Source organism: Streptomyces syringium (genome assembly GCF_017876625.1).
In the GTDB taxonomy this organism is placed as follows: domain Bacteria; phylum Actinomycetota; class Actinomycetes; order Streptomycetales; family Streptomycetaceae; genus Streptomyces; species Streptomyces syringius.
The window spans coordinates 5,586,190-5,610,702 of the sequence record NZ_JAGIOH010000001.1 but is presented as its reverse complement, the minus strand read 5'-3'; the positions used below and the strand labels follow the sequence as shown (position 1 = coordinate 5,610,702).

Annotated in this window: 18 protein-coding genes and 1 pseudogene; 7 read left to right on the top strand and 12 right to left on the bottom strand. The window is 70.9% G+C overall.

Translation table 11 applies throughout. The features are described 5' to 3' along the window. The 6 genes from JO379_RS25110 to eccD all read right to left on the bottom strand — a co-directional run bounded on the left by JO379_RS25110 (position 1) and on the right by eccD (position 7,163). Entirely contained in the window at positions 1-459 is a 459-nt protein-coding gene (locus JO379_RS25110; RefSeq protein WP_209517077.1) for a tetratricopeptide repeat protein, read from the bottom strand. A 5-nt stretch (positions 460-464) separates the two neighbouring features. Continuing rightward, the gene (gene dapB, locus JO379_RS25105; RefSeq protein ID WP_130880220.1) at positions 465-1,217 is read right to left on the bottom strand and encodes a 4-hydroxy-tetrahydrodipicolinate reductase; all 753 of its coding nucleotides are present in this window, start codon (positions 1,215-1,217) and stop codon (positions 465-467) included. 78 nt (positions 1,218-1,295) lie between these two features. Then, the gene (locus tag JO379_RS25100; RefSeq protein ID WP_130880219.1) at positions 1,296-2,675 is read right to left on the bottom strand and encodes a M16 family metallopeptidase; all 1,380 of its coding nucleotides are present in this window, start codon (positions 2,673-2,675) and stop codon (positions 1,296-1,298) included. Continuing rightward, positions 2,672-4,888 carry a polyribonucleotide nucleotidyltransferase gene (locus JO379_RS25095; protein ID WP_130880218.1) on the bottom strand — a complete coding sequence of 739 codons (2,217 nt, stop codon included), beginning with the start codon at positions 4,886-4,888 and terminating at the stop codon, positions 2,672-2,674. Before JO379_RS25095 ends, JO379_RS25100 begins: the two co-directional genes overlap by 4 nt. Before the next feature lie 275 nt (positions 4,889-5,163). Further along, positions 5,164-5,451, bottom strand: a complete 288-nt coding sequence (gene rpsO / locus JO379_RS25090) for a 30S ribosomal protein S15 (protein WP_130880217.1) — start codon at positions 5,449-5,451, stop codon at positions 5,164-5,166. Positions 5,452-5,696: 245 nt separating this feature from the next. Continuing rightward, a complete protein-coding gene (eccD, locus tag JO379_RS25085; RefSeq protein ID WP_242626274.1) occupies positions 5,697-7,163 on the bottom strand; it encodes a type VII secretion integral membrane protein EccD in 1,467 nt (488 codons plus the stop codon). 261 nt (positions 7,164-7,424) lie between these two features. Here eccD and eccCa point away from each other — a divergent pair. The 5 genes and pseudogenes from eccCa (at position 7,425) to JO379_RS25060 (ending at position 15,146) form a co-directional block, all read left to right on the top strand. Continuing rightward, a pseudogene (eccCa, locus tag JO379_RS25080) lies at positions 7,425-11,382 on the top strand (type VII secretion protein EccCa). 111 nt (positions 11,383-11,493) lie between these two features. Continuing rightward, the gene (locus JO379_RS25075) at positions 11,494-11,970 is read left to right on the top strand and encodes a type VII secretion target (RefSeq protein ID WP_209517074.1); all 477 of its coding nucleotides are present in this window, start codon (positions 11,494-11,496) and stop codon (positions 11,968-11,970) included. A 15-nt stretch (positions 11,971-11,985) separates the two neighbouring features. Beyond that, the gene (locus JO379_RS25070; RefSeq protein WP_209517071.1) at positions 11,986-14,241 is read left to right on the top strand and encodes a DUF6571 family protein; all 2,256 of its coding nucleotides are present in this window, start codon (positions 11,986-11,988) and stop codon (positions 14,239-14,241) included. A gap of 29 nt (positions 14,242-14,270) precedes the next feature. Beyond that, positions 14,271-14,885 (top strand): hypothetical protein, encoded by a 615-nt coding sequence (locus JO379_RS25065; protein ID WP_209517069.1) that lies wholly within the window; start codon positions 14,271-14,273, stop codon positions 14,883-14,885. Between the two features lie 24 nt (positions 14,886-14,909). Continuing rightward, on the top strand, positions 14,910-15,146 hold the full coding sequence (locus JO379_RS25060) for a DUF397 domain-containing protein (protein ID WP_209517067.1): 237 nt from the start codon (positions 14,910-14,912) through the stop codon (positions 15,144-15,146). 55 nt (positions 15,147-15,201) lie between these two features. Here the strand turns inward: JO379_RS25060 and JO379_RS25055 are convergent, their stop codons facing one another. From JO379_RS25055 to eccB, 6 genes are all read right to left on the bottom strand, one after another. Next, the gene (locus JO379_RS25055) at positions 15,202-15,477 is read right to left on the bottom strand and encodes a WXG100 family type VII secretion target (protein WP_130880210.1); all 276 of its coding nucleotides are present in this window, start codon (positions 15,475-15,477) and stop codon (positions 15,202-15,204) included. 23 nt (positions 15,478-15,500) lie between these two features. After that, a complete protein-coding gene (locus JO379_RS25050; RefSeq protein WP_130880209.1) occupies positions 15,501-15,845 on the bottom strand; it encodes a WXG100 family type VII secretion target in 345 nt (114 codons plus the stop codon). 133 nt (positions 15,846-15,978) lie between these two features. After that, positions 15,979-17,430: an outer membrane protein assembly factor BamB family protein gene (locus JO379_RS25045; protein ID WP_130880208.1), complete on the bottom strand. Its 1,452-nt coding sequence runs from the start codon at positions 17,428-17,430 to the stop codon at positions 15,979-15,981. 54 nt (positions 17,431-17,484) lie between these two features. Further along, positions 17,485-18,909: an outer membrane protein assembly factor BamB family protein gene (locus JO379_RS25040; RefSeq protein WP_130880207.1), complete on the bottom strand. Its 1,425-nt coding sequence runs from the start codon at positions 18,907-18,909 to the stop codon at positions 17,485-17,487. Between the two features lie 24 nt (positions 18,910-18,933). After that, entirely contained in the window at positions 18,934-20,295 is a 1,362-nt protein-coding gene (mycP, locus tag JO379_RS25035; protein WP_209517065.1) for a type VII secretion-associated serine protease mycosin, read from the bottom strand. Positions 20,296-20,299: 4 nt separating this feature from the next. Then, complete coding sequence (gene eccB, locus JO379_RS25030; RefSeq protein WP_209517063.1) at positions 20,300-21,898, bottom strand: type VII secretion protein EccB; 1,599 nt, start codon at positions 21,896-21,898, stop codon at positions 20,300-20,302. 196 nt (positions 21,899-22,094) lie between these two features. On the opposite strand from eccB, the gene eccE reads away from it, so the two are divergent. After that, a complete protein-coding gene (gene eccE, locus JO379_RS25025) occupies positions 22,095-23,423 on the top strand; it encodes a type VII secretion protein EccE (RefSeq protein ID WP_209517061.1) in 1,329 nt (442 codons plus the stop codon). Next, complete coding sequence (locus tag JO379_RS25020) at positions 23,423-24,175, top strand: hypothetical protein (RefSeq protein WP_209517059.1); 753 nt, start codon at positions 23,423-23,425, stop codon at positions 24,173-24,175. The genes eccE and JO379_RS25020 overlap by 1 nt, the downstream gene beginning before the upstream one ends. The last annotated feature ends 338 nt before the right edge of the window (positions 24,176-24,513 follow it).

Genomic DNA, 24,513 nt, shown 5'->3' with positions numbered 1-24,513 from the left:
CTACGCCTCGACGCGGACCGGCTTGCCGTCGTGCAGGGCGATCGCCCGCTGCATGGCCTTGCGGGCCCGCGGGGTGTCACGGGCGTCGTGGTAGGCCACGGCGAGCCGGAACCACGAGCGCCAGTCGCCCGGGGCGTCCTCGGTCTCGGCCCGGCGCCGGGCGAAGACCTCGTCCGCGGAGTCACGGTCGATACGGCCGCTCGGGGTCCGTACCAGCTCGTCGACCGGCAGGCCGCCCTCCGCGTCCAGCTCCCGCGCCAGCCGGTCGGCCGCGCGCGCGAACTTGGTGGTCTGGTACAGGAACCAGGCACCGATGAACGGCAGGACCAGCACGGAGACGCCGAAGGCGACCGTGAGGAGGGTGCCCTGCTGGATGAGCATGACGCCGCGGCTGCCGACCAGGACGAAGTAGGCGACCAGGACGGCGGCCAGGGCGAAGTAGACGATCTTTGCGCGCACGGTTCTCAGCCCAGATCCAGGAAGTGTTCCAGCCCGAAGGTCAGGCCCGGGGTGTCCACCACGCGCCGCGCGCCGAGCAGGATGCCCGGCATGAAGCAGCTGTGGTGCAGCGAGTCGTGCCGGATGGTCAGCGTCTCGCCGGTGTCGCCGAGCAGCACCTCCTGGTGGGCCAGCAGCCCCCGCAGCCGGACCGAGTGCACCGGCACCCCGTCGACGTCCGCGCCGCGCGCGCCGTCCAGGGCGGTCGTCGTGGCGTCGGGCTGCGGGGCGCAGCCCGCCTCCCGCCGCGCCGCCGCGATGAGCTGCGCGGTACGGGTGGCGGTGCCGGAGGGGGCGTCGGCCTTGTTCGGGTGGTGCAGCTCGACGACCTCGACCGACTCGAAGAAGCGGGCCGCCTGCTGGGCGAAGGCCATGGTCAGCACGGCCCCGATGGAGAAGTTCGGGGCGATGAGCACGCCGGTGCCCGGCTTGGCGTCGAGCCAGCCGGTCAGCCTCGCGAGGCGGTCCTCGGTCCAGCCGGTGGTGCCGACGACGCCGTGGATGCCGTGGGCGACGCAGAACTCGAGGTTGTCCATGACCGAGTCGGGGTGGGTCAGCTCGACGGCGACCTGGGCACCCGCCCCGGTCAGCGTCTCGAGCTTGTCGCCCCGGCCCAGCGCGGCCACCAGCTCCATGTCGGCGGCGGCTTCGACGGCTCGCACGGCCTCGGAGCCGATCCGGCCCTGGGCGCCGATGACCGCCACGCGCAGCTTGCTCATCCTTGGTGCTTCCTTCTCTTAAGGATCTCTAAGGATCACTCAGGACCAGTCGGAATCAGACGGGATCTGTCAGGGGCGTCAGGCCACGACCGCGTCGAGCCTGGCTGCCTGCTTGTCCTTCAGCGGGCCGATGACGGACAGCGAAGGACGCTGCCCCAGTACATCGCGGGCGACTTCCCGGATCTCCTCCGGGGTGACGGCCGAGATGCGCGTCAGCATGTCGGAGACCGACATCTGCTCGCCCCAGCACAGCTCGCTCTTGCCGATGCGGTTCATCAGCGCGCCCGTGTCCTCCAGCCCGAGGACCGTGGAGCCGGAGAGCTGCCCGACGGCGCGGGTGATCTCCTCGTCGCTGAGCCCCTCGGCCGCGACCTTGTGCAGCTCGTCGCGGCAGATCTTCAGGACGTCGTGGACCTGGCTCGGGCGGCAGCCGGCGTAGACGCCGAAGAGGCCGCAGTCGGCGAAGCCCGAGGTGTAGGAGTAGACGGAGTAGGCGAGTCCGCGCTTCTCCCGGACCTCCTGGAAGAGCCGGGAGCTCATGCCGCCGCCGAGCGCGGTGTTGAGCACGCCGAGCGCCCAGCGGCGCTCGTCGGTGCGGGCCAGGCCCGGCATGCCGAGGACGACGTGCGCCTGCTCGGTCTTGCGGCCCAGCAGCTCCACGCGGCCGGCGGTGCGGATCGTGCGGGTGCCCGCGCGCGGGGCGACCGGCACGGCGTCCGTACGGGAGAGGGCACCGGCCTTCTCGAACGCGGCACGCACCTGGCGGACGACCTTGGCGTGGTCGACATTGCCCGCGGCGGCCACGACCAGATGGGTCGGGTCGTAGTGCTTCTTGTAGAAGCGGGCAATTTGGTCGCGGGTGAGGGCGTTGATCGTGTCGACCGTGCCGAGCACCGGGCGGCCCAGCGGGGTGTCGCCCAGCATGGTGTGCGCGAACAGGTCGTGCACGCAGTCGCCGGGGTCGTCCTCGGTCATCGCGATCTCTTCGAGGATCACGCCGCGCTCGGCGTCGACGTCGGAGGCCTCGATGAGCGAGCCGGTGAGCATGTCACAGACGACGTCGATGGCCAGCGGCAGATCGGTGTCGAGGACACGTGCGTAGTAGCAGGTGTACTCCTTCGCCGTGAACGCGTTCATCTCGCCGCCGACCGCGTCGATGGCGGAGGAGATGTCGAGCGCGCTGCGCTTGGAGGTGCCCTTGAAGAGCAGGTGCTCCAGATAGTGCGTGGCGCCGTTGAGGGTCGGGGTCTCGTCGCGGGAGCCGACGTTGGCCCAGATGCCGAAGGTCGCGGAGCGCACGGACGGCAGGGTCTCGGTGACGATGCGCAGGCCACCGGGGAGGGTGGTCCTGCGGACCGTGCCGATGCCGTTCTCGCCCTTGAGAAGCGTTTGGGTACGGGCGACGGCCCGCCCCTCCGAAGAGGTGCGGGCCGTCTTCCGTGTACTACGGGACGTCACTTGGCGGACTCGTCCTTAGCCTCGTCGCCGTCCTCGCCCTCGATGACCGGGATCAGCGAGAGCTTGCCGCGCTGGTCGATCTCGGCGATCTCGACCTGGACCTTGGCGCCGACGCCGAGCACGTCCTCGACGTTCTCCACGCGCTTGCCACCGGCGAGCTTGCGGATCTGCGAGATGTGCAGCAGGCCGTCCTTGCCCGGCATGAGGGAGACGAAGGCACCGAAGGTGGTGGTCTTGACGACCGTACCCAGGTAGCGCTCGCCGACCTCCGGCATGGTCGGGTTGGCGATGCCGTTGATCGTGGCGCGGGCGGCCTCGGCGGCCGGGCCGTCGGCGGCACCGATGTAGATGGTGCCGTCGTCCTCGATCGTGATGTCGGCGCCGGTGTCCTCCTGGATCTGGTTGATCATCTTGCCCTTGGGGCCGATGACCTCACCGATCTTGTCCACCGGGATCTTGACGGTGATGATCCGCGGGGCGTTCGGGGACATCTCGTCCGGGACGTCGATGGCCTCGTTCATCACATCGAGGATGTGGAGGCGCGCGTCGCGGGCCTGCTTCAGCGCGGCGGCCAGGACCGAGGCGGGGATGCCGTCGAGCTTGGTGTCGAGCTGGAGCGCGGTGACGAAGGTCTTGGTGCCGGCGACCTTGAAGTCCATGTCACCGAAGGCGTCCTCCGCACCGAGGATGTCGGTGAGGGCGACGTAGTGCGTCTTGCCGTCGATCTCCTGGGAGATCAGGCCCATGGCGATACCGGCGACGGGGGCCTTGAGGGGCACACCGGCGTTCAGCAGCGACATGGTGGAGGCGCAGACCGAGCCCATGGAGGTCGAGCCGTTGGAGCCGAGGGCCTCGGACACCTGACGGATCGCGTAGGGGAACTCCTCGCGCGACGGCAGCACGGGCACGATGGCCCGCTCGGCCAAGGCGCCGTGGCCGATCTCGCGGCGCTTCGGCGAACCGACGCGGCCGGTCTCGCCGACGGAGTACGGCGGGAAGTTGTAGTTGTGCATGTAGCGCTTGCGGGTCACCGGGGAGAGGGTGTCCAGCTGCTGCTCCATGCGGAGCATGTTGAGGGTGGTGACGCCCAGGATCTGGGTCTCGCCACGCTCGAACAGCGCCGAGCCGTGCACGCGCGGGATGGCCTCGACCTCGGCGGCGAGCGTACGGATGTCCGTGACGCCACGGCCGTCGATGCGGACCTTGTCCTTGATGACGCGCTCGCGCACCAGGGACTTCGTCAGCGAGCGGTACGCGGCGGAGATCTCCTTCTCGCGACCCTCGAACTGCGGGAGCAGCTTCTCGGCGGCGAGCTCCTTGACGCGGTCCAGCTCGGTCTCGCGCTCCTGCTTGCCGGCGATGGTGAGCGCCTGGGAGAGCTCGCCCTTGACGGCGGCGGTCAGCGCTGCCAGGACGTCGTCCTGGTAGTCGAGGAAGACCGGGAACTCGCCCTCGGGCTTGGCGGCCTTGGCCGCGAGCTCCGACTGGGCGCGGCACAGGACCTTGATGAACGGCTTCGCCGACTCGAGACCGGCGGCGACGACCTCTTCGGTCGGGGCCTCGGCGCCGTCCGCCACCAGCTGGACGGTCTTCTCGGTGGCCTCGGCCTCGACCATCATGATCGCGACGTCGCCGTCCTCGAGGACGCGACCGGCCACGACCATGTCGAAGACGGCGTCCTCGAGCTCGGTGTGGGTCGGGAACGCCACCCACTGGCCCTTGATCAGGGCCACGCGGGTGGCGCCGATCGGACCGGAGAAGGGCAGGCCCGCGAGCTGCGTGGAGCAGGAGGCGGCGTTGATCGCGACCACGTCGTACAGGTGGTCGGGGTTGAGCGCCATGATCGTCTCGACGATCTGGATCTCGTTGCGCAGGCCCTTCTTGAAGGAGGGGCGCAGCGGGCGGTCGATCAGGCGGCAGGTGAGGATCGCGTCCTCGGAGGGGCGGCCCTCACGACGGAAGAACGAGCCGGGGATCTTGCCGGCCGCGTACTGGCGCTCCTCGACGTCGACCGTCAGGGGGAAGAAGTCCAGCTGGTCCTTGGGCTTCTTCGAAGCGGTGGTGGCCGACAGCACCATGGTGTCGTCGTCCAGGTACGCCACGGCGGAGCCGGCGGCCTGCTTGGCCAGGCGGCCCGTCTCGAAGCGGATGGTGCGGGTGCCGAAGGTGCCGTTGTCGATGACGGCTTCGGCGTAGTGGGTCTCGTTCTCCACCAGTGATATCTCCTCGTCTGCGTCCCTGCCCGTGTGGCGGGGACGTTGGTGGAGGGGCGCCGCGGCTTGCTCTGTGCGGGCCGGTCTTCGATCGAAGCGCCCGGAATCCCTGTTCCGGGGGCCACTACCGAGGACCGGCGGCGAGGCCGGCGCCTCCTCCGTCATGCGGTTCTGTCGTTGTTCCGTTGTGGGACCAGACTACAAAGCTTCCGGGTCCCACGAGATACGCGAAGGGAGCGGCCCCCAGATGTGGGAACCGCTCCCTTCACGATGTCTTACTTGGCGCCGGCGGCACCGCGGCGGATGCCGAGGCGCTCGACCAGGGCGCGGAAGCGCGTGATGTCCTTCTTGGCCAGGTACTGCAGAAGGCGGCGACGCTGGCCGACCAGGAGCAGCAGACCACGGCGGGAGTGGTGGTCGTGCTTGTGCGTCTTGAGGTGCTCGGTCAGGTCCGAGATGCGGCGGGTGAGCATCGCGACCTGGACCTCGGGGGAGCCGGTGTCGCCCTCCTTGGTGGCGAACTCGGTCATGATCTGCTTCTTCGTAGCGGCGTCGAGCGACACGCGTACTCCTCAAATTCTCGGTTTCAGCCGCCGAGTGCCCCTGGTCTTGATCTCAGGGGAGCTTCCGTGACTCGGGAGGCGAGGTCCGCTGGGCGCTGTCCCCAGAAGCCCTGACGGGCGGTCCGGAGGCGCGTACACAAACGGCCACTACACACAGTACCAGCCGGGCACCGCGGCCCCGGACGGGCCTGTCCCGGCCTGTCCCGGCCCGCGTCCGGTGGCCTGCAAGGCCCGCGCGCCGGCTCTTATGAGCTGGTCAGACCCCGAACGGTGGCGTACACGTCAAGGACGGCGAGGCACAGCGGGACGAGGGAGAGCAGGAGGGCGCTCTCAAAAATATCGGAGAGCCGCCCCCAAAAGGGTGACAGCCCCTTGCTGGGGACGATCAGCGCGATGCCGGTGAGCAGGGCGGCCCCGGCGGTGATCGCGGCGGCGAGCCAGACCGTGCGGATGTCGAGCGGGCCGCCGTCGTGCTCGGCGAGGGCGCGGACGGCCGCGGCGGGCGGGTTCAGGGACAGCCCGAGGACCAGCAGGGCGAGGGCACCGAGGCCGGCGGCGAGGACGGTGGTGACCTGCGCGGTGTAGCGGAAGAGACGGGCGCGCAGCAGCGTCGCCGCCCCGGCGGCGAGGGCGAGGGCCTGGGCCCAGGGGTCGGCGGAGAAGCCGAGGACCGCGGCCGAGCCGACGACGACGGCCGCGCAGCCGCCGACGAGGCCGAGCAGCAGCTCGTGGCCGCGGCGGGCCTGGGCGGCGATGCGCTCGGCGTCGACGGGCTCGGGGGTGTGGTCGCCGGGCGGGGTGTCGAGGTCGTCGCCGACCGTGGAGCGGGGCGCGGCGTAGCCGATGGGCAGCCGGGCGACGCGGGCGGACAGGCCCGGCAGGAAGGCGACGGCGCCGAGGGCGACGGCGGCGCAGACGGCGGCGACGTCCGTGGGCCCGGCTTCGGTGAGGATCGCGCAGAAGGTGGCGAGGGTGCCGGTGGCGGAGGCGACGACGGCGGCCACGAAGGGGGCGTCGCCGGAGGGCAGCGCGGCGACGAGGACGACGGAGCCGATCAGGACGGCGACGCAGCCGAGCAGGAACTGGAGCCGGCCGACGCCCTCGCCCGCGCCCGGGGGCAGCACCCCGGCTCCGGCGGTCATCAGGTGCGGCAGGGCGGCCAGACCGAGGGCGACGGCGGAGCCGCGGTCGTCGTAGACCCGTGCCCGGACACCGGCGAACGCCGTCAGGACGAGGCCGACGGCGGCGGCGACGATGCCCGGCAGACCGTGGGTGTCATGGCGGAGGGGGTCTGCGGACCAGAGGGCGAAGGCCAGCAGGACGAGCAGCAGTGCGCCGCCCCACAGGCCGCCGGCGCGCAGCAGCCGGTCGTCCCAGAGGGCGCGGTCGCGGGTGACGGCGGCGGCCACGGCGTCGGAGACGTCGTCGTGGACGGCGGGCGGCAGCGATTCGGCGAAGGGGCGCAGCGCGAGGAGCTCCCCGTCCAGGACGCGCTGGGCGGCGAGGGTGCGGGCGCCTTCGAGGACGGTGCCGTCGCGGCGTACGAGGTGGTAGCCGGTGGGGGTGCCCGGGGCCTGGGTCTGTCCGGTCAGCTTCAGGAGCTCGGGGTAGACGTCGGCGACGGCGATGTCCTCGGGGAGGGCGACGTCGATCCGGCTGTCCGGCGCGACGACGGTCACCCTGCAGAAGCCTGTCGTTGCGGACGTACTCACCTGTGGTGTCCCCCTGGTTCGCAGTGCTGGTGCGCGGTGCCGCGCCGCGTGCGTGGCCGTGTTCGCCTCGGTTGTCCGCGGGTGCGGCTTTCGCCGCGCGACGGCGGTGGGCGGGCTTCGCTCGTGCATACGGGCGGCTGGCAACCCTACCCGGGGAGAACGTTCGTACGCCGATAGGATCACCGTCTCGCGGAGGAGGCCGGGGCCACGGGGGCGCCGGACGAGGAACTTTCCTGCCGCGTCGAGGGGTTGAGGCAGTCCGTGAGCCAGGTCGTCGTCAAGCGCCAGCCGCGGGCTCTCCCGCCCGAGGTGCCGAGCGCGGAACTACGGCTGGAGTCTCCTCCCGAGCTGCCGCGCGGCCGTCAGGAGGGCATGCTGATGCAGCTGTTGCCCACCTTGGGCATGGCTTCGTCGGCGGTGTACTTCTTCATGCCCGGGGCCGCCCCGATGATGAAGGTCATGGGCGTCCTGATGATGGTCTCGACGCTCGGCATGACCATCACCATGATCGTCCGGCATCGTCAGGGCACCCAGGGCGAGCTGGCGGACATGCGCCGCGACTACCTCAAATACCTCGCGCAGACGCGAAGGACCGTACGGCGGACCGCCCGCGCGCAGCGCGACGCCCAGTTCTATACGCACCCCGCGCCCGAGCAGCTGTGGTCGGTGGTCGCCGAGGGGAGCCGGGTGTGGGAGCGGCGGGTGAGCGACGACGACTTCGGGCAGGCCCGGATAGGGCTCGGCGCGCAGCAGCTCGCGACCCCGCTGATGGCCCCCGAGACGGCGCCGATGGACGAGCTGGAGCCCCTGACGGCCGGTGCGATGCAGCGTTTCCTCGCCACGCACGGTTCGTTGGACGGCATGCCGGTGGCGGTGTCGTTGCGGGCCTTCTACCACGTGACCCTGTCGGGTGAGCCGGAGGCGGTGCACGGCACGGCCCGCGCGCTGCTCGCGCAGCTCGCCACGCTGCACTCGCCGGAGGACCTGGTCGTCGCGGTCGTCGCGGGGCGCGGTGCGGCCGAGCGGTGGGAGTGGGCGAAGTGGCTGCCGCATGTGCAGGTGCCGGGCCGGATCGACGGCGCGGGCACGCGGCGGTCCATCGGTGACGACCTCGGTGAGCTGGAGGAGCTGCTGGCGCCGCGGCTGGAGGGGCGTACCCGGTTCAGCCGGGACGGTCAGCCGCTGCTGGACCAGCCGCACGTGGTGGTCGTCCTGGACGGCGCCACGGTGCCGCCGGACTCGGCCTTCGCCGCCGCCGAGGGCCTGCAGGGCGTCACCGTCGTCGAGGTGGTCCCGGGCGAGCTCGACGAGGAGCGCGGCGGGCTGTCGGTGATCGTCACCCCGGGGCGGCTGCGCCTCCAGTCGCAGGTCGCGGCGTACGAAGGGGAGCCGGACACGCTGTCCCCGGAGGCCGCCGAGGCGCTGGCCCGGCAGCTCGCGCCGCTGCGGACGGGCGGTGGCGACGACGACGAACCGCTGCTCGCCAACCTCGATTTCACCGATCTGCTTTCCCTGGGCGACGCGGGCTCGGTGGACACCGCGCGCAGTTGGCGGCCGCGGTCGGCGGCGGAGCGGCTGCGGGTGCCGATCGGCGTCGGCGAGGACGGCTCGCCCGTCATGCTCGACCTCAAGGAGGCGGCGCAGGACGGCATGGGCCCGCACGGCCTCTGCGTCGGCGCGACCGGTTCCGGCAAGTCCGAGCTGCTGCGGACTGGTGCTGGGGCTCGCCGTCACGCACTCCTCGGAGACGCTGAACTTCGTGCTCGCGGACTTCAAGGGCGGCGCGACCTTCACGGGCATGTCCCGGCTGCCGCACGTCGCCGCGGTCATCACCAACCTCGCGGACGATCTGACGCTGGTCGACCGGATGCGGGACTCCATCACCGGTGAGCTCCAGCGCCGGCAGGAGCTGCTGCGCTCGGCGGGCAACTACGCCAACACGCACGACTACGAGAAGGCGCGGCTGGCCGGTGCCCCGCTGGAGCCGCTCGCTTCACTCGTCCTGGTGATCGACGAGTTCAGCGAGCTGTTGACGGCCAAGCCGGACTTCATCGACATGTTCATCCAGATCGGCCGCATCGGCCGCTCCCTGGGCGTGCATCTGCTGCTGGCCTCGCAGCGGCTGGAGGAGGGCCGGCTGCGCGGACTGGAGACGTATCTGTCGTACCGCGTCGGGCTGCGGACGTTCTCGGCCGCCGAATCCCGTACGGCGCTGGGCGTTCCGGACGCGTACCACCTGCCGTCCATTCCCGGCTCGGGGTACCTCAAGTTCGGTACGGACGAGATGACGCGGTTCAAGGCGGCGTACGTCTCGGCGCCCTACCGCACCGGCTCCCCCGGTCCGGCGGGCTCGGACCTGACCGTCGAGCGCCGCCCGGTGCTGTTCACGGCCGCCCCGGTGCCCGTCACCCACATCGCGCCGGACCCGTCCGCCGCCCGTCCGGACGACGGGGACGACGCGCCGGACGACGCCCTGTCCGACACGGTCCTCGATGTCGTCGTCCGCCGCCTCGACGGCCAGGGGCCGCCGGCCCATCAGGTCTGGCTCCCGCCCCTGGACGAGGCGCCCTCGCTCGACCAGCTGCTCCCGCCGCTCGCCCCGGTGGAGGGCCGCGGCCTCAGCGCGGACGGCTACGGACGGCCGGGCGGGCTGGTCGTACCGCTGGGGCTGGTGGACAAGCCGTTCGAGCAGAAGCGCGACGTGCTGCACCGGGACTTCTCGGGGGCCGCGGGTCACATGCTGGTCCTGGGCGGCCCGCGCTCGGGCAGGTCGACGCTGCTGCGCTCGATGGTCGGCGCCTTCGCGCTCACGCACACCCCGGCCGAAGTGCAGTTCTACGGTCTGGACTTCGGCGGTGGCGGCATGGTCGCCCTCGACGGCCTGCCGCACGTCGGCGGCGTCGCCTCCCGGCTCGACGCGGACAAGGTGCGGCGCACGGTCGCCGAGGTCGCGGGGGTGCTGAACCGGCGGGAGGCGTTCTTCCGGGACCACGCCATCGACGGCATCGCCACCTACCGGCGCCGACGCGCGGCCGGTCAGCTGCCGGACGAGCCGTGGGGCGACGTGTTCCTGCTCATCGACGGCTGGCAGTCCTTCCGCACGGAGTTCGAGCACCTCGAACCCGTCATCACCGACATCGCGGCCCGCGGTCTCGGGTTCGGCGTGCACCTGGTGATCACCGCCGCCCGCTACATGGAGATGCGCGCGGCCCTCAAGGACCAGCTGCTGAGCCGTCTGGAACTGCGTCTCGGCGACCCCACCGACTCCGAGGTCGACCGCAAGAGCGCCAGAAACGTCCCCGTCGGCGCCCCGGGGCGCGGCATCACGCCCGAGGCGCTCCACTTCCTGGGCGCGGTGCCGCGCGTGGACGGCCGGCCGGGCGGCGGCGAGGACCTCGCGGAGGCCACGGCCGCTTTCGTCCGGTCGGTGGAGAGCCACTGGCACGGCCCGCACGCGCCACGGGTACGGATGCTCCCCCATCTGCTGCCGGCCGAGTCGTTGCCCGCGGGCAACGCCGCACCGGAGCGGGGTGTCGCCATCGGCATCGACGAGATGAACCTGGAGCCCCTCTTCGTCGACTTCGACCAGCAGCCGCTGTTCGCCGTCTTCGGCGAGTCGGGGGCGGGGAAGACGGCGATGCTGCGGCTGCTCATCAAGCAGCTCACCGAGCGGTACACGCCTGAGGAGGCGCTGTTCTGCGTCGGCGACTACCGGCGCGGGCTGCTGGAGTGCGTCCCGGAGCCGTATCTGGTGGGGTACGCGACCACGCAGAACGCCCTGGAGAAGTACATGGGCGACATGAACGCGCTCATCGCCGGCCGGATCCCCGGCCCGGACGTCACCCCGCAGCAGTTGCGTTCGCGCAGCTGGTGGCAGGGGCCGCGGGCGTTCGTTGTGATCGACGACTACGACCTGGTCTCCTCCTCGTCGGGCAACCCCATGAGCGTGCTGCTCGACAATCTGCCCTTCGCGCGTGACGCGGGCGTCAACATCATCCTGGCCCGCAACACGGCGGGCGCCGGACGCTCGTCGTACGAGGCGTTCATCCAGCGCTTCAAGGAGCTGGGCGCCCAGGGTGTGCTGCTCTCCGGCCACCCGAGCGAGGGCGAGCTCCTGGGCGACATGAAGCCCCGCCCCCTGCCGCCGGGCCGCGGTGTCTTCGTCTCGCGGCGCCAGGGGTCGGCGCTGATCCAGACGGGGTGGCTGCCGGCGGAGTGAGCGTACGGCGGGTGTGACGGCACCGGTGAAGATCCACGGAAACGGGTCCGGGTGTCATGGCCGGGCGCTAGCGTCGTACACACCTGCCAACACGTGTGCCGGGGAGGCGACATGGCGCTCGACGAGGAGTGGGACCGCCGGTTCAACCCGCATCGCTACGACAGCTCCGGGCAGCCCACGGCCGAGGCGATGCGGCTCGCGAGCTCGAAGGACGCGACGGGCGGGGCGGGTGCGACGGGCGGGATGGGGCCTGCGGGTGCGCGCCGCTTACGGGTCTCCCCGTCCTTCCTCCGGGACAAGGCGGGCAAGGCGGATGAGGTGCGGGCGGCCTTCAGGAGGACCGACGACCGTGCTGTCGGCACGGGAGGGGCCGGTTCGGTCGCCGAGGGGCTCAAGGGGTTTCGCTCCTCCCCCGCGTTCGCGGTCTTCCTCGACCGCTGGCGGGCCCAGATGAACGAGCTGGAGCGGTCACTGCAGCATGAGGTCGCGGCGCCCCTGCGTGCGGCGGCGCGTGACTTCCACGCCGACGACCAGCGGACGCGCGGCACGTTCGACCGATTCAGCCGGCTCGACGGGTTCGACAGGTAGGGAACGGCACGGACCATGCTGGGCTACCGGACCCTACGAGACGCGAACCTGGCCGCCCTGGAGGCGGCGGTCGAGGCGTGGCAGGCCCTGCCGAAGAGGATCCAGGGCGTGGGCGAGAAGTTCGGCCACGAGGTCGAGAACCCGCTGTACGCCTGCGACTGGGAGGGCGAGGCGGCCACCGCCTGCTTCCGCAACCTGGCCCGCACCCGGACGGAGCTGCTGGCCGCGGCCGAGGAGGCCCGGGGCGTCCACGCCGTGCTCGACTACGCGCTCGGCCGCTTCCGCGCGGCACGCAGGACGCTGGACCAGGTCGCCGAAGCGGTCGCCCGCGACGAGCACTTGAAGCAGAACGACGACGGGCGCGTGTACGCCGAGACCGTTTCCTCCGCCCTCACCAAGGGCTACCAGGAGACGGTCGCCGCACACAACGAGACGGTGGCGCGGGCACTGCGGTCCGCCACGGAGGCCGACGACGACCTCTACTGGGCGCTGCTCCAGGACCCCAACGGCTCGGGCGACCGGGGCTTCAACCAGGACGGCTACGACCGCGCCGGCCGACGACAGGCCGAGAAGGACGCGGAACGGGCCCTGGAACTGGCCGCCAAGGGCTCCGCCATGAGCGACGCGGAGCTCGCCCGGCTGTGCGCGCTGCTCGGAGCCCACCGCGACGACCCGCTCTTCGGTGAACGCATCGCCACCTCCCTCGGCCCTCAGGGCGTCCTCCGCTTCTGGGCCGGGATGGCCGACCCGCGGCAGGTCGGCCCGGGCCGGGGCCGGGCGGACCTGCTGCGGGGACTTCAGGAGAGTCTCGGCGTCACCCTGGCCTCGGCGACACAGGTCGACAGCCAGGCGATGGACTCCTGGAAGGCGGGGGTCATCGAGGCGGGCGGGAAGAGGATCGGCACCGACGCCGCGGGAAACCCCTGGGGCTTCCAGGTCATGAGCAACCTCATGCGGCACGGGGAGTACGACGCAAAATTCCTCACCGCGTACGGCGAAGCCCTCATCCGCATGGACAAGAAGGTCAACAGCGGCGACCTGTCCTTCTGGACGAACCCCGCCAACACCGCGGACCTCACCTACCACGGCGGAAAGAACGACCGCGGCCAGGACCCGATGACGGGCTTCCTCCAGGCCCTGGGCCACAGCCCGGAAGGCGCGGCGGAATTCTTCGAGCAGCCGGCGGGCGTATCGGGCCCGGTCGGCCCGGTCGACAAGAAGTCCGAGGTCAACGACAACCTCTGGTACCTCGCCAAGGACCGCCACTGGCACCCCGACGTCACCTTCACCGGCGACTCCGGCAGGATCGCGGGCTACAACGCCCTGGGTCACGCGCTGGAGGCGGCGACGACGGGCAGCCCGTACGACTCCGCGACGGGCGCGGACCGCCGGAGCGGGGCGGGGGCGAGGGTGATGGAACAGGTCGCGTACGTCTACGGCGACGACAACTCCCTGATCCACCGGCAGTCGGGCATCGCCGACAGCCTCGGCACGATAGGAGCGGCGTACATCGACGACCTCAACTACGCCGTCTCCGGCATCGGCGACCGCGGCGTGGGCCAGGACGCGGTGGCCTTCCCGGCGAAGTACGAGGACCGTGCGGAGTTCGGCCGCTACGGCGCGATCGGCTTCCTCAGCACGCTGGGCCAGAGCGAGACGGCCCACGGGTACGTGTCACGGGCCGAGCACCTGCACACGTTGAGCGCGCTGGACGCGAACCCGGCGACGGACGAGGCGGGTTACGTCCGCGGCCGCAGCGCGCTGCTGGCGGAAGCGGAGGTGCGCGGCATCCTCGACCACGCCCGGGTGGAACAGGCGGCGGCGGACCATACGCATGATGCGGAGGAGAACAACAAGAGCTTGGCCCGGTCGACGGAGTGGAAGAAGTGGGTCGTGGGAGCCACGATCGGGGCGGGTGTGGCGGTCCTGCCGGTGCCGGGGGCGGCGGCGGTGGGGGTCTCGGTCGTGCCGTTGGCGGGGGAGACGGCCGGCGGGATGGTGAATACGTATGTGGGGCAGCGGTTTGACAGGGCGGCTGAGGCGGTTGAGGTGACGCCGGATGAGGCAGCCAAGGTTGACAGGAATAAATTCTTCGGTGCGGGCGAGAATGAAATCGCCGAGACATTTCACGCCTACCTCAGCGCTAGTAGTTCCGAATTCTTCCGGGAGGCCAATAACAGCAACCTCAAGGATCAAATCAAGAGCATGTATCTCAGCGGGGGCCCCAGCGCGAATGAGTATCTCGGACTCAACCCTCACGAGAAGGATTGATAGCCGTGGCGCACTCAATAAGGTCGACCGTGTGCGCACTGCTCGCCTTATGCATCACATCCTGCTCCGCCACCGGCAACGAACAGCGAGGGAGACTGCTCCCAGCCGCCCAGGTTTGCGAATCGCTACTTCCGCCGAAAGTCGCCGGCAAGCTCGATGCGCTCGCCGGACTAAGGGAGTTTACGCAACATCACCCGAGGGCGATCGGGTCGTTTGCGTCCCGCCTGAGAGGCCTGGAGGCATCGCATAGAGGGCAAGACGACCACGAACTCTGCCGAGTCACTGCTGACGTCGAGAAGAGCAGACTGTTCACCGTAGCCATCTACTTCCAGTGGTTCGACGCAAAGATGCTGAACCCACGCTCTAAGCAGAGAGGAAGCAAGACCACCCCCTATCCACTTGGGGTCCACGGTGAGGCTTATGATTTTGGCGCCACCATCTACTTTTCTTGCCCGCTCGGCAAACCAACCTCGGACGGTAAGCTATTGCGCGCCGGCCTTTGGACCGCCAATACCAAACTCACAGGCCAAGCAGGCCGAAACGCCAGGATCACCATCCTCAACGCCGCCGCGCGAAAGATCGCCCGGCAGCTCGACTGCCTCGACACCGCCAATCTCCCCGAAACGTTCCACAAGGTAACTTGACCGACCCGCAAAGGAGCCCGACAAATGGCTGACGAACAAGAAAAAGCCGAGCTGTACGCCATGGACATCTCCGACGCCGAGTGGCTCAGCGCACCCGGTACTGACGCCTCCGACGAGCGCGTCGAGATCGCGTATCTGGCCAATGGGGCCGTGGCCATGCGGTCGTCCGCCGATCCGGAGACCGTGTTGCGCTACACCGAGGGCGAGTGGCGCGCGTTCGTGCTCGGGGCCCGGGACGGCGAGTTCGACCTCAAGCCCTGATACAGCGATGGGGCGTGCCCGGGCGGTGGTCCGCCCGGCACGCCCCGCCAATGCGCTAGAACCTGCCCGCGTTCTTCTTGTCGACGGCCTGGTAGCTGTGGGTGGCCTCGCGGAGGAGGTCGCCGATCTTCTGGAGGGTCTGGGTGAGGTCCTGGGCCGTGGCGTCCCAGCCGCGCTGGCGGGCGTAGAAGGCCTCCTTGGCCTCACCGTCCCAGTCGTCGACGACGTTCTTGACCTGCGCCTGGAGGTCTCCGAGGCGCTGCGCCATCGTCGTGGCGGACTTCTTCACCGAATCGGAGGCGTTGATGACGCCCTCGTACGTGATTTCCATCGGAACTCCCTGTCGAAGAAGTGCTACGAAGTGACGTTGAAGCGTGACAGCACACCGCTGCTGCCTGCGCCGCCGTCGATCTTGAAGCTGTTCAGACGGTCGGCTTCGTTCTGGTTGAACCCGTCACGGCTCGCCTGAAGCGCTTCGCGGGTGAAGTCCAGGTACTCGTTGAGCTTGCGGACGTCCTCGTTCACCCGTCGCTGCAGCTCGGCGTACTGGACCTGGGCGTCGCTTCGCCAGTGGGAGCTGATGCCGTCCACGACGGTGGTCAGGTTGCGGATGGTGTCGCCCAGCATGGTCTTGACCTCGTCGAGGTCGCCCACGGCCTTCTTGAGCTTTTCATCATGCGTACTGAGCTTGCCGGACATGATTCACCGTCTCCTTGTTGGGATGCGCCCCGTTGGCCGTGCCACCGCATCACTCTAGTCACTTGCGGTGACTCCTCCAACTCATTTGAGTAGTCACTGAGTTGTGGTACTCAGCGGATCTGAGTAGCCGTACTCACTGGGTGTCGTCCGGCGCGCTGATCGCGAGGATCATTCCGCTGTCCTCGGCCGCGAACCCGCCGTCGTTGACGAGGAGCAGGCGCTCGTTCACCAGGCGGGGGAAGCCCTCGGATTTCGCCATGAGGGTTTCGTTCTTCAGATCCGCAGACGTGCCCGTGTGGTCGACGGTGCGTTCCGCTTTGCCGTTGGACGTGGTGACGTAGGAGATCCGGCCGGGGCGGTCAGGCGTGGCGAAGGTGTACGCGGCGAGGCGGCCCTTCCGTACGGACACGGGCATGGTGAGGCGGTTGGCGTCGGCCTTGAAGGTCCAGCGCTCCTTGCCGTTGGACAGGTCGTAGGCCATGGTCACGCCGCGGCCGGCGACGTAGAGGGACTCCTTGGTCACCAGTGCCCCGGTGCAGCCGGAGGTGGCGAGGAAACAATTGCCCCGCTGCCAGAGGGTGTTGTACGCGACGCGGGCCTTTTCCTTTCCGTTCTCCGGGTCCAGCACGACGAAGTCGTACTGGCTGTCCGGGCCGCCGTTGCCCGGGGCCTGGGAGAGGACCAGCGGATTGGTGGAGATGACGGAGAGGAAGCCGTCATTGCGTTTGATGGTCCGGCTCCACCGCGACTTCTCCAGCTTCTTGGGGTTGATCGAGCGGATCTTGATGCTGTCCGATCCGCAATAGGTGATGGCGATCAGCCGGTCGCCGCCCGCGGAGTCGACCATTTCGCAGCTGTCGCGCTTCTCCTCCTCGATGCGCTTGCCGTCCTTCAGGCGTCGCGTCTGCTCCCCGTTGCCCCAGATCGCGTAGACGTGGCCGTCGTGGAGGGCGAGTTCGAGGTTGGCCTTGGCCCACTTGCCGGGGGTGAGGGCATCGCCCGCGTCCTTCTCCGGGACGAGCAGCTCCTCCCAGATCCGCTTGCCGCTCCGCAGATCGACGGCCATCAGGTGCGTGCAGACGCTGCCGAACTTGGCCGCGATGACGGCGACGTTCCCCTCGGACTCCCGGGAGGCCGAGCAGAGCGGGCCCTGGAGGAGGAAGGACCACTTCTTCGCGCCGGTCTTGATGTCGTAGGCGGTGACCATGTCCGGCTCGGCCTTGACGACGAGCGAGGAGGTGAACCAGGTGCCCAGGGCCTGCCTGTTGTCCTGGTCCGGCTTGGTGCGGGCCTCGGCCATCCAGGCGACTCGCCCCGCGGCGGGGCCCTCCGCGGCGGCCGCCGGCTTCTTCGACCCGGTGGAGTCGTCACCGGTGAACGCCCACAGCGCCCAGCCGCCCGCGGCGAGCAGGACGGCGAGCACCAGGCCTATGAGGGCCGGTTTGCGCCAGGCGGGCGGACCGCTGCTGGGGGAGGGCGCGGAAGGGCCGGACCCGGTGTAGGGCGGGACGGGGGGCGGCGTCACCGGGGGCAGCGGCGCCGATGGCGGCTGGTGCGGATAGCCGTAGCTCGGTGGTTGCGTCACTGACTGACTCCTGCGTTCTCGTTCTGATGGCTCGGCGGGGCTGACAGGGGCGGGTCAGTGGAACGACATGATCATCGAGGGATCGCTCATGCCCTCTTCCGGGACCAGGTAGAAGTGGTCGTCACGGAAGTAGGCGGTGCCGCGGCGGGCGAGGGAGTACTCCCGCTCGGCGGACTCCTGGGGCAGCTTCATATGGACGGCGGGGGTGCCGTCGGCGGGGTCGAGGGAGAGCAGCTTGCCGCCCTCGTCCTTGGTGGCCATCTGATAGACGAGCAGGCGTCCGTCGTGCATGGCGAGGGGCCGGTTGGCGCGGTTGCCGCCGAGGGGGGCGGTCCAGCGCTTCTTGCCCGTGGCCAGGTCGACCGCGACGATGGCGGTGACGCTCACCCCGTCCTGGTTCGTCTCGTCACTGCGGGTGGAGAGGTAGATCGTCTTGTCGTCGGTCACCGTCCTGTCGCAGGACTCCAGCACCCCTTTTCGGCATTCCTCGAAGTGGTACGGGCCCGCCGAGATGGATATCAGGGCCTTCAGACGGCCCTTGCCGTCCAGCGTCACGATGTCCGAGGGCGAGTTGTCGTTCTCCCGGCCCACCGCCAGCACCGGAGGGTCGGCGGAGAGGACGTTGTGCACCTCGATGCCGTCCATGACCTTCCAGGTCCACTTCTCCACGCCGGTCTTCGGGTCCACGTTCATCACGAACTGCCGCCCGAAGATCTGGCACTGGGCGACCGTGAGCTGCCGGTCGCCCTTCACGGCCGTGCCGCGCTCCATGCAGCCGTAGTTCTTGGCCTTGCGCTTGGCGCCGCTCTTGGCGTCGTAGACCAGGGCCTCGCCCACCTCGGCCACATTGACGAGGCCGTGGCTGAGGGCGATGTTGGCGTTGCCGCGCATGTCCTTGTTGCCCTGCGCGTTGACCATGTCCTTCGTCCACAGCTGACGGCCGCGCTCGAGGTCGACGGCCATCAGTTTGTCGCACTCGAACTCCGCCTTGCCGTAGACGATCACCGCGACGCCACCGTCGGGCTTGGGTGACTGAGTGCAGGCGAATCCGGGGACGGGCACGGTCCAGCTGGGCTTTCCGGTGGCGACGCTGTAGGCCGTCACCGTCTTCTTGGTGTTCATCACGACGTTGCCCTTGGCGAACCACAGCGGGGCCACCCGCTGGGCGTGGTCCTTGTCCGGGGAGGGCATGGGGACCATCCAGTCGAGCTTCGCGTCGACGGAACGGGTGGGCTTCGCCTCGGGCGCCGCCTTTTTGTCGTCCTTGCCCCAGAGCAGCCAGCCGCCCGTGCCCGCTCCGGCGACGAGCAGCACCGCGAGCGCGATGACGATGCCCTTGCGGCGCCCGCCGGTGCGGGAGCCGCCCGGTGGTGGCCCGCTGTCTCCGGTCGGTGGCGGGCCGAACGGCTGCGGCGCCGGGCCGAAGCCCTGGGGCACCGTCGGGCGCTGGGCGTCGTGTGGGGAAAGTGGCTGAGTCATGGGTTCCTTCGTGCCGGGTGCCGCCTAGTGCGAGGGGCGGCGCTTGCGGTCTCTGACGACCATGGCCGAGCCCGCGATCACGGCGATCAGGACGGCCGTGCCGCCCAGGGCGTACGTCGCGAGCCGCACCTTACGTTCCTGGGGTGTCTCCCCCAGCGGCAGGGCTGCGGGCTGTGGGGCCGCGACGGTGCGGGCGGGGCCTTGGCGAGGGGTGACGCGGTCGATGGGGCGCTCGTCCTCGGTGAGGGCGCGGACGGGGTCGACCACCCCCCAGCCGATGTGCCGGTCGCGGGCGTCGGCGGCGCGTTCGGCGGTCTGCTCGATCTGCGCCACCACCTGGTGCTGCCGCCAGTCGGGGTGTTTGGCCCGGATGAGGGCGGCGACTCCGGCCACGTAGGGCGCGGAGAAGCTGGTGCCGTTGTCGACGCACTGGCCGCCGCCGGGGACGGTGGAGACCATCTCGACACCGGGGGCGGCGACGCCGATGAAGGCGCCGGACTGGGAGAAGGGGGCGCGTTCGTTGTTGCGGTCGGAGGCGCCGACGGCGAGCACGCCCGGGTAGGCGGCCGGGTAGGTGGCCTTGGACTTGCCGTCCTGCCCGTCGTTGCCCGCCGAGGCGATCACGACGACGTCGCGGTCGAGGGCCGCCTTCACGGCCAGCTCGAGGTCGGAGCCGGGGTTCAGACGGCTGGTGGTGTCCTGGGAGATGTTGATGACGCGGGCACCCTCGTCCACGGCCTTCTTGATGCCCGCGGCGAGGGTCCTCGAGGTGCCGCTGCCCTTTTCGTCGTTCTGCCGGATGGGGATGATGACCGACTCCGGGGCGAGGCCGACGAACCCGCTGGCGGGGGACGGCCGGGCGGCGATGATGCCGGCGACCTTGGTGCCGTGGCCGACGAGGTCGACGGTGGGACCCTGATTCCCGCCCTGGCTTCCCCCCTGGCTCCCGGCCGTGTCCCCGCTGCCGGTCCGGCCCTTGGCATCGTCCTTGGCCTGGTCACCCCCGGCATCCTTGGCACCCTTTTCCGGGCCGCCGCCCTTGCCGTCCGCGAGCAGGTCGGCGCCGCTGCCGACGTCCACGGCGTCCTTGAGCTGCGGGTTGCGATTGTCGACGCCGGTGTCGATGACGGCGACGCGCACCGGGCGGCCGTGGGCGTCCTTGCCCTTGGTGTGCTGCCAGAGCTGGTCGAGGAGTACGCGTTGCAGTGCCCACGGCGTGCCCTTGATGGGCTTCGCGGGGTAGGTGCACTGGCCGCTTCCCGACAGGGTCGGGGAGGCCGGGCCGGGGGCGGAACCGGGGCCGGGCGACGCCGGGGCCGCGGCCCCGCTCAGGGCCGTCACGAGCACGGCCGCCAGCAGTGTTCCGGTCATGGGTGTGGTCTTCATCAGGCTACGAACCCTGTGGCTGCTTGGCGCTGTTGGAGTCCAGGCGCGGTCCGGTCGGCAGGAAGGCGGACCAGTTCGCGGGTACCGGGACGGGGTCGACGTCCCGGTACCCGAGTCGGGTCCGGGCCTCGTCGGACTGCTGAGGGCCGGGCGCGGTGGCTTCGGCGGCGTCCGCCTCCTCGGCCGTGCCCGGGGCCGGGGCGGGTTTCCGGCCGATCCGCGAGGTGTCCTTGGCGCTGTCGTTGTTGGACTGCACGGCGTAGCGCAGGCCGGTGTCGGCGACGAGGAAGACCGCGCCGCTCCTGGTCTGGCGTCCGGTGACCTGGCGGTAGAGGAGACCGGAGCCGGGGGTGACGTACGCGCTGGTGGCGCCGTCGGGGATGGTGGCGGGGTAGTCGGTGCCCGCCCAGGTGCCCAGGCTGAGGCCGCCCTTGGCGCTCATGCCGCCGAACAGGCTGCACACGGTGTCGTTGGCGGTGCCGCCCGCGGCGCGGTCGACGGAGTTGGCCTGGCGCGGCACCAGGTCGGGCCAGCGGGCGGTGCCGTAGAACTCCTCGGCGTCGGGGGTGAAGTCCGCGGCGCTGACCCGCTCGGGGGCACCGGCCTGGCCGAGGGAGGCCAGTGCCTTGCTGTTGAGCAGCAGCTTGGCGACGAACTCCGAGACGCGCGCGACCTTGCCGGGCAGCACGACGTAGTGCTGGGTGCCGGTGCCGGCCGGGGCCCGGAGGATCGTGCCGACGCGGTTGGCCCGGGTGCTGAGCGTGGGCACACCGGCCGGTTCGCCGATGGCGCCGCGCACCTTGGGGAAGGTGATGGGCGTGCCTTCGTCGAACGTGCCGAGCCAGTCCTTGGTGACGCGCTGCGGGACGGCGCCGTCGCGGAAGAGGGAGCGGAGCAGCAGGTTGTGGTCGGCGGTGTCGGCGCCGCGCCAGTCGGGACCGCCGATGAGGTATTTGGTGCCCTTGGGGTCGATGAGATAACGGGCGTCGTCCGGTCCCTGGACGTACAGGGCCTGGCCGCCCCGCAGCCGCTGCGGTCCGTTCAGCCGCTTCCCCTTCGGGTCGCGGTCCGAGAAAAGGAAAACCGCCTTTTGAGTGGTTTTCCCGTAACCGCCGGGCTGTTGGCACACCGCCCACTGCTTCTGTTTGCCTGCTTGGCCCGCGCTGGGCATACGGTCCGGCGCGTAGGGAATGCCGAGAGTCGGGCCGCGCGGAATATGACCGTTGTCGAGTTCGGATTCCCGGACCTTGATGACGGAGGCCTTGTCGGGTGTCAGCAGAAGCTTGGCGGACGCCAGATTGAGTACGGGGTGGAGCTGCTTCTTGCCGTCGGTCATGAGGACGACGTAGCGGGTGGTGGACTCGCTGCCGACGATGACGTGGGCCTCGGGGGCGTCCCAGCCCTTGGGGGCGGTGGGCCTGAACATGCCCCACGCGCCGAAGCCCGCCACGAGCAGGGCGCCGACGACGATGCCGGGGAGCACGGTGCGCAGCGGGCGCGGCGCTCCTTCTTCCGTTCCGCTGGGCGAGGGTTGCAGAAAGGCGGCAACTGTCCGTTTCTTCGCGAAAGTGTAGGCGTTGAGTTCATCCCGCCGTGATGCCATGTTGCGCCGTTTCTCCCCAGTATTCGGCTTCGGTTGACGGGCGCCGCCCTCGGTCCCGGTGTCGTACCGACCCTCTACTATGCCCGTAGGCGAGGGAAGCCCGACGCCGGGGGAGCTGCCCCGCAAGGGGTGACAGACGATTTCGGCGCGAGTATTGCCGGGGCATTTCGGGATATACGAGGGGGCTTTGACGGGGATGGCTGCCGCGACGCGCGTACGGGCGGCGGGAGGCACGACGGGCCGGTCCGGTCCGGCGGACCCGGAGCCCCGGCCCGACTCCCCCACCGCTCCGGCGGGTTCGGGGGCGGTGCTCCCGCGACCCGCCGCGGGGCCCGGGGCATCGCTGTTGCGGCAGCTGGTGCTCGTCGAGGTGGCGGCGGCCGTCGTGCTCGTCGGGTGGGCCGCCGGCCGGGCGGCGCTGGTGCCGGCGACGGTGCTCGCCGTGGGGCTGGTGCTCCTCGCGGTGCTGCGCCGGGGGCACCGGCCGATCGTGGACTGGCTGACCACGGGCCTGGCGCTGCGGCGGCGCGTGCGGCGCGCGGCGGAGCCCGCGGCCCCGGGGACGCATCCCGGGCTCGCGCCGGTCGTGGAGTGCGAACCGGCGCTGCGCACCGAGGCGTTCGCCGCCCGTGAGCGGCGCGTGGTGGGTCTGGTCGGGGACGGGACGTTCCTGACGGCGGTGCTGCGGATCGAGGCCGTGGACGCACCGCTGCGCGCGCACCGCACGGAGAAGGCGCTGCCGCTCGCCCTGTTGCGGGACGCGATGGATGTCGACGGCATCCGGCTGGAGTCCGTACAGGTCGTGCAGAGCACGCTGCCGTCGCCCGCGCCGCATCTGCCCGCGCAGGCGTTGGCCGCCCGGAGCTACGCGCCGTTGCAGGCGCTGACCGGCTCCCCCGCCGTGCGGCTGACGTGGGTGGCGTTGAAGTTCGACCCGGAGCTGTGTCCGGAGGCCGTGGCCGCGCGCGGTGGCGGCGCGGAGGGCGCGCGGCGCTGTGTGCTGCGGGCGGCGGACCAGCTGGCGAGCCGGCTGCACGGTGCGGGCTTCAGGGCGGCGGTGCTGTCGGAGGAGGAGCTGACGGCCGCGATCGCCACGGCCGCGAGCGTCAATCCGATGGCCACGGCGCAGGCGGGGCGCACGGGGACGGCCGCGCGCCGGACCGCCGAGACCGCCCGCGCCTGGCGTTGCGACGACCGGTGGCACAGCACGTACTGGGTGGGCCGCTGGCCCCGGTTGGGCCCTGCGGCGACTCCCCTGCCGCAGCTGGCCGCGCTGCTCACCTCACTGCCCGCGCCGGCGACGACCCTGAGCCTGACGCTGGGCCGTGGGCGCACGCGCGGCGGGCGGCACGCGCCGACGATGACGGGGCACGTGCGCATCACCGGGCGCAGCGCCGATGAACTGACGGCGGTCGGCCGGGAGATGGAGCGGGCCGCGCGGGCCGTGAAGGTCGGGCTGGTCCGGCTGGACCGCGAGCAGGTGCCCGGCGTCCTCGCCACCCTGCCGCTGGGAGGGACCCGCTGATGAACCCCGCTTCCCCCACGCCCCCGCCGGCCCCGGCGCCCGCCGCCCGTCGGCCGCGCTTCGGGTTCGGGCTGCTCGGGCCCCGGCGCGGGCGGCACGAGTTGTCGGCGGAGGAGTTCGAGTCGCTGGCGCTGCCGGTGGGCGACGACGGTGTCGTCATCGGCTCCGACGCGCAGGGCGCCCCCGCGGTCCTCGGTCTCGGCCGCCCCAGCCCCTTCGGCATGGTCCTGGTCGGCGGGGCGTGGACGGCGCAGGTCATCGCCGTGCGGTCCGTCGCCACCGGTGCCCGCGTCGCCGTCGAGACCGGGCGCCGGCCGTTGTGGACGGCGCTCGCACAGGCCGCCAACAGCGGGCAGCAGTGCATCACCCTGCACGATGTGGGCCGGGTGCCGCCGCAGGGTCCGTCGGTGCACAGCCCGGTGCTGCTGGTGCGTGACTGCGGTGCGCGTCCGCCTCGTGGCCGCGCCGGCTCCGCCCCCTGGCAGTCCGTGCTGACCCTGCTCCCTTATCTGAGTCCCGTCGCCGCGCGCCTGATGGAGGCCGCGGACCTCGTCGGCATCCAGCGGGTCTCGCCGGAGGAGGCCCAGCAGGCCGGCCGCATCATGGGGCTGCCGCACAGCGACGTGGAGGCGCTGTCCACGCTCCCGGACGGCGTCACTCTCTGGTGCACATCACGGTCGCGGATGTACGTCGCCACGCGGCCGACCGAGCCCGAGGCGGGGTTGCTGGGCGCCGAGCGCAGGATGGACTGAGGACGGGGTCCGGACTGCCCATTCCCCGTGGAATGGGCAGCAGATAGCAGGACATGTCAGGAAGTCACCGCCGTCCGCACGTTCCGCGTGGGCGTGCGCCCGTATGCCTCAGAAGCGGCCGGGGCACCGCTTCGGACACGGACGGGCAGGTGACAGCGGGGGCGGCTGATGGGTCGGGGGCGGGCCTGCCGTAGCGGTACGGATGACGATTAGTCTTGGTGTGCGTACCGCACGGGAGAACCCGCCGCCGGGCCTGTCGCGTCACCCATGGGGGACCCGGGCAGTCGGACGACGGGAACGGTCGGCCCCGACAGGCGGATCACATCGGGCGCCGGACC

What these genes read in the sequence shown, in the direction of transcription:
- JO379_RS25075 (WP_209517074.1), top strand. Translation starts at nt 11,494, where the DNA reads ATGGCGCTCGACGAGGAGTGGGACCGCCGGTTCAACCCGCATCGCTAC.
- JO379_RS25040 (WP_130880207.1), bottom strand. Translation starts at nt 18,909, where the DNA reads ATGACTCAGCCACTTTCCCCACACGACGCCCAGCGCCCGACGGTGCCC.
- JO379_RS25060 (WP_209517067.1), top strand. Translation starts at nt 14,910, where the DNA reads ATGGCTGACGAACAAGAAAAAGCCGAGCTGTACGCCATGGACATCTCC.
- eccB (WP_209517063.1), bottom strand. Translation starts at nt 21,898, where the DNA reads ATGGCATCACGGCGGGATGAACTCAACGCCTACACTTTCGCGAAGAAA.
- eccE (WP_209517061.1), top strand. Translation starts at nt 22,095, where the DNA reads ATGGCTGCCGCGACGCGCGTACGGGCGGCGGGAGGCACGACGGGCCGG.
- JO379_RS25020 (WP_209517059.1), top strand. Translation starts at nt 23,423, where the DNA reads ATGAACCCCGCTTCCCCCACGCCCCCGCCGGCCCCGGCGCCCGCCGCC.
- dapB (WP_130880220.1), bottom strand. Translation starts at nt 1,217, where the DNA reads ATGAGCAAGCTGCGCGTGGCGGTCATCGGCGCCCAGGGCCGGATCGGC.
- JO379_RS25070 (WP_209517071.1), top strand. Translation starts at nt 11,986, where the DNA reads ATGCTGGGCTACCGGACCCTACGAGACGCGAACCTGGCCGCCCTGGAG.
- mycP (WP_209517065.1), bottom strand. Translation starts at nt 20,295, where the DNA reads ATGAAGACCACACCCATGACCGGAACACTGCTGGCGGCCGTGCTCGTG.
- JO379_RS25055 (WP_130880210.1), bottom strand. Translation starts at nt 15,477, where the DNA reads ATGGAAATCACGTACGAGGGCGTCATCAACGCCTCCGATTCGGTGAAG.
- JO379_RS25050 (WP_130880209.1), bottom strand. Translation starts at nt 15,845, where the DNA reads ATGTCCGGCAAGCTCAGTACGCATGATGAAAAGCTCAAGAAGGCCGTG.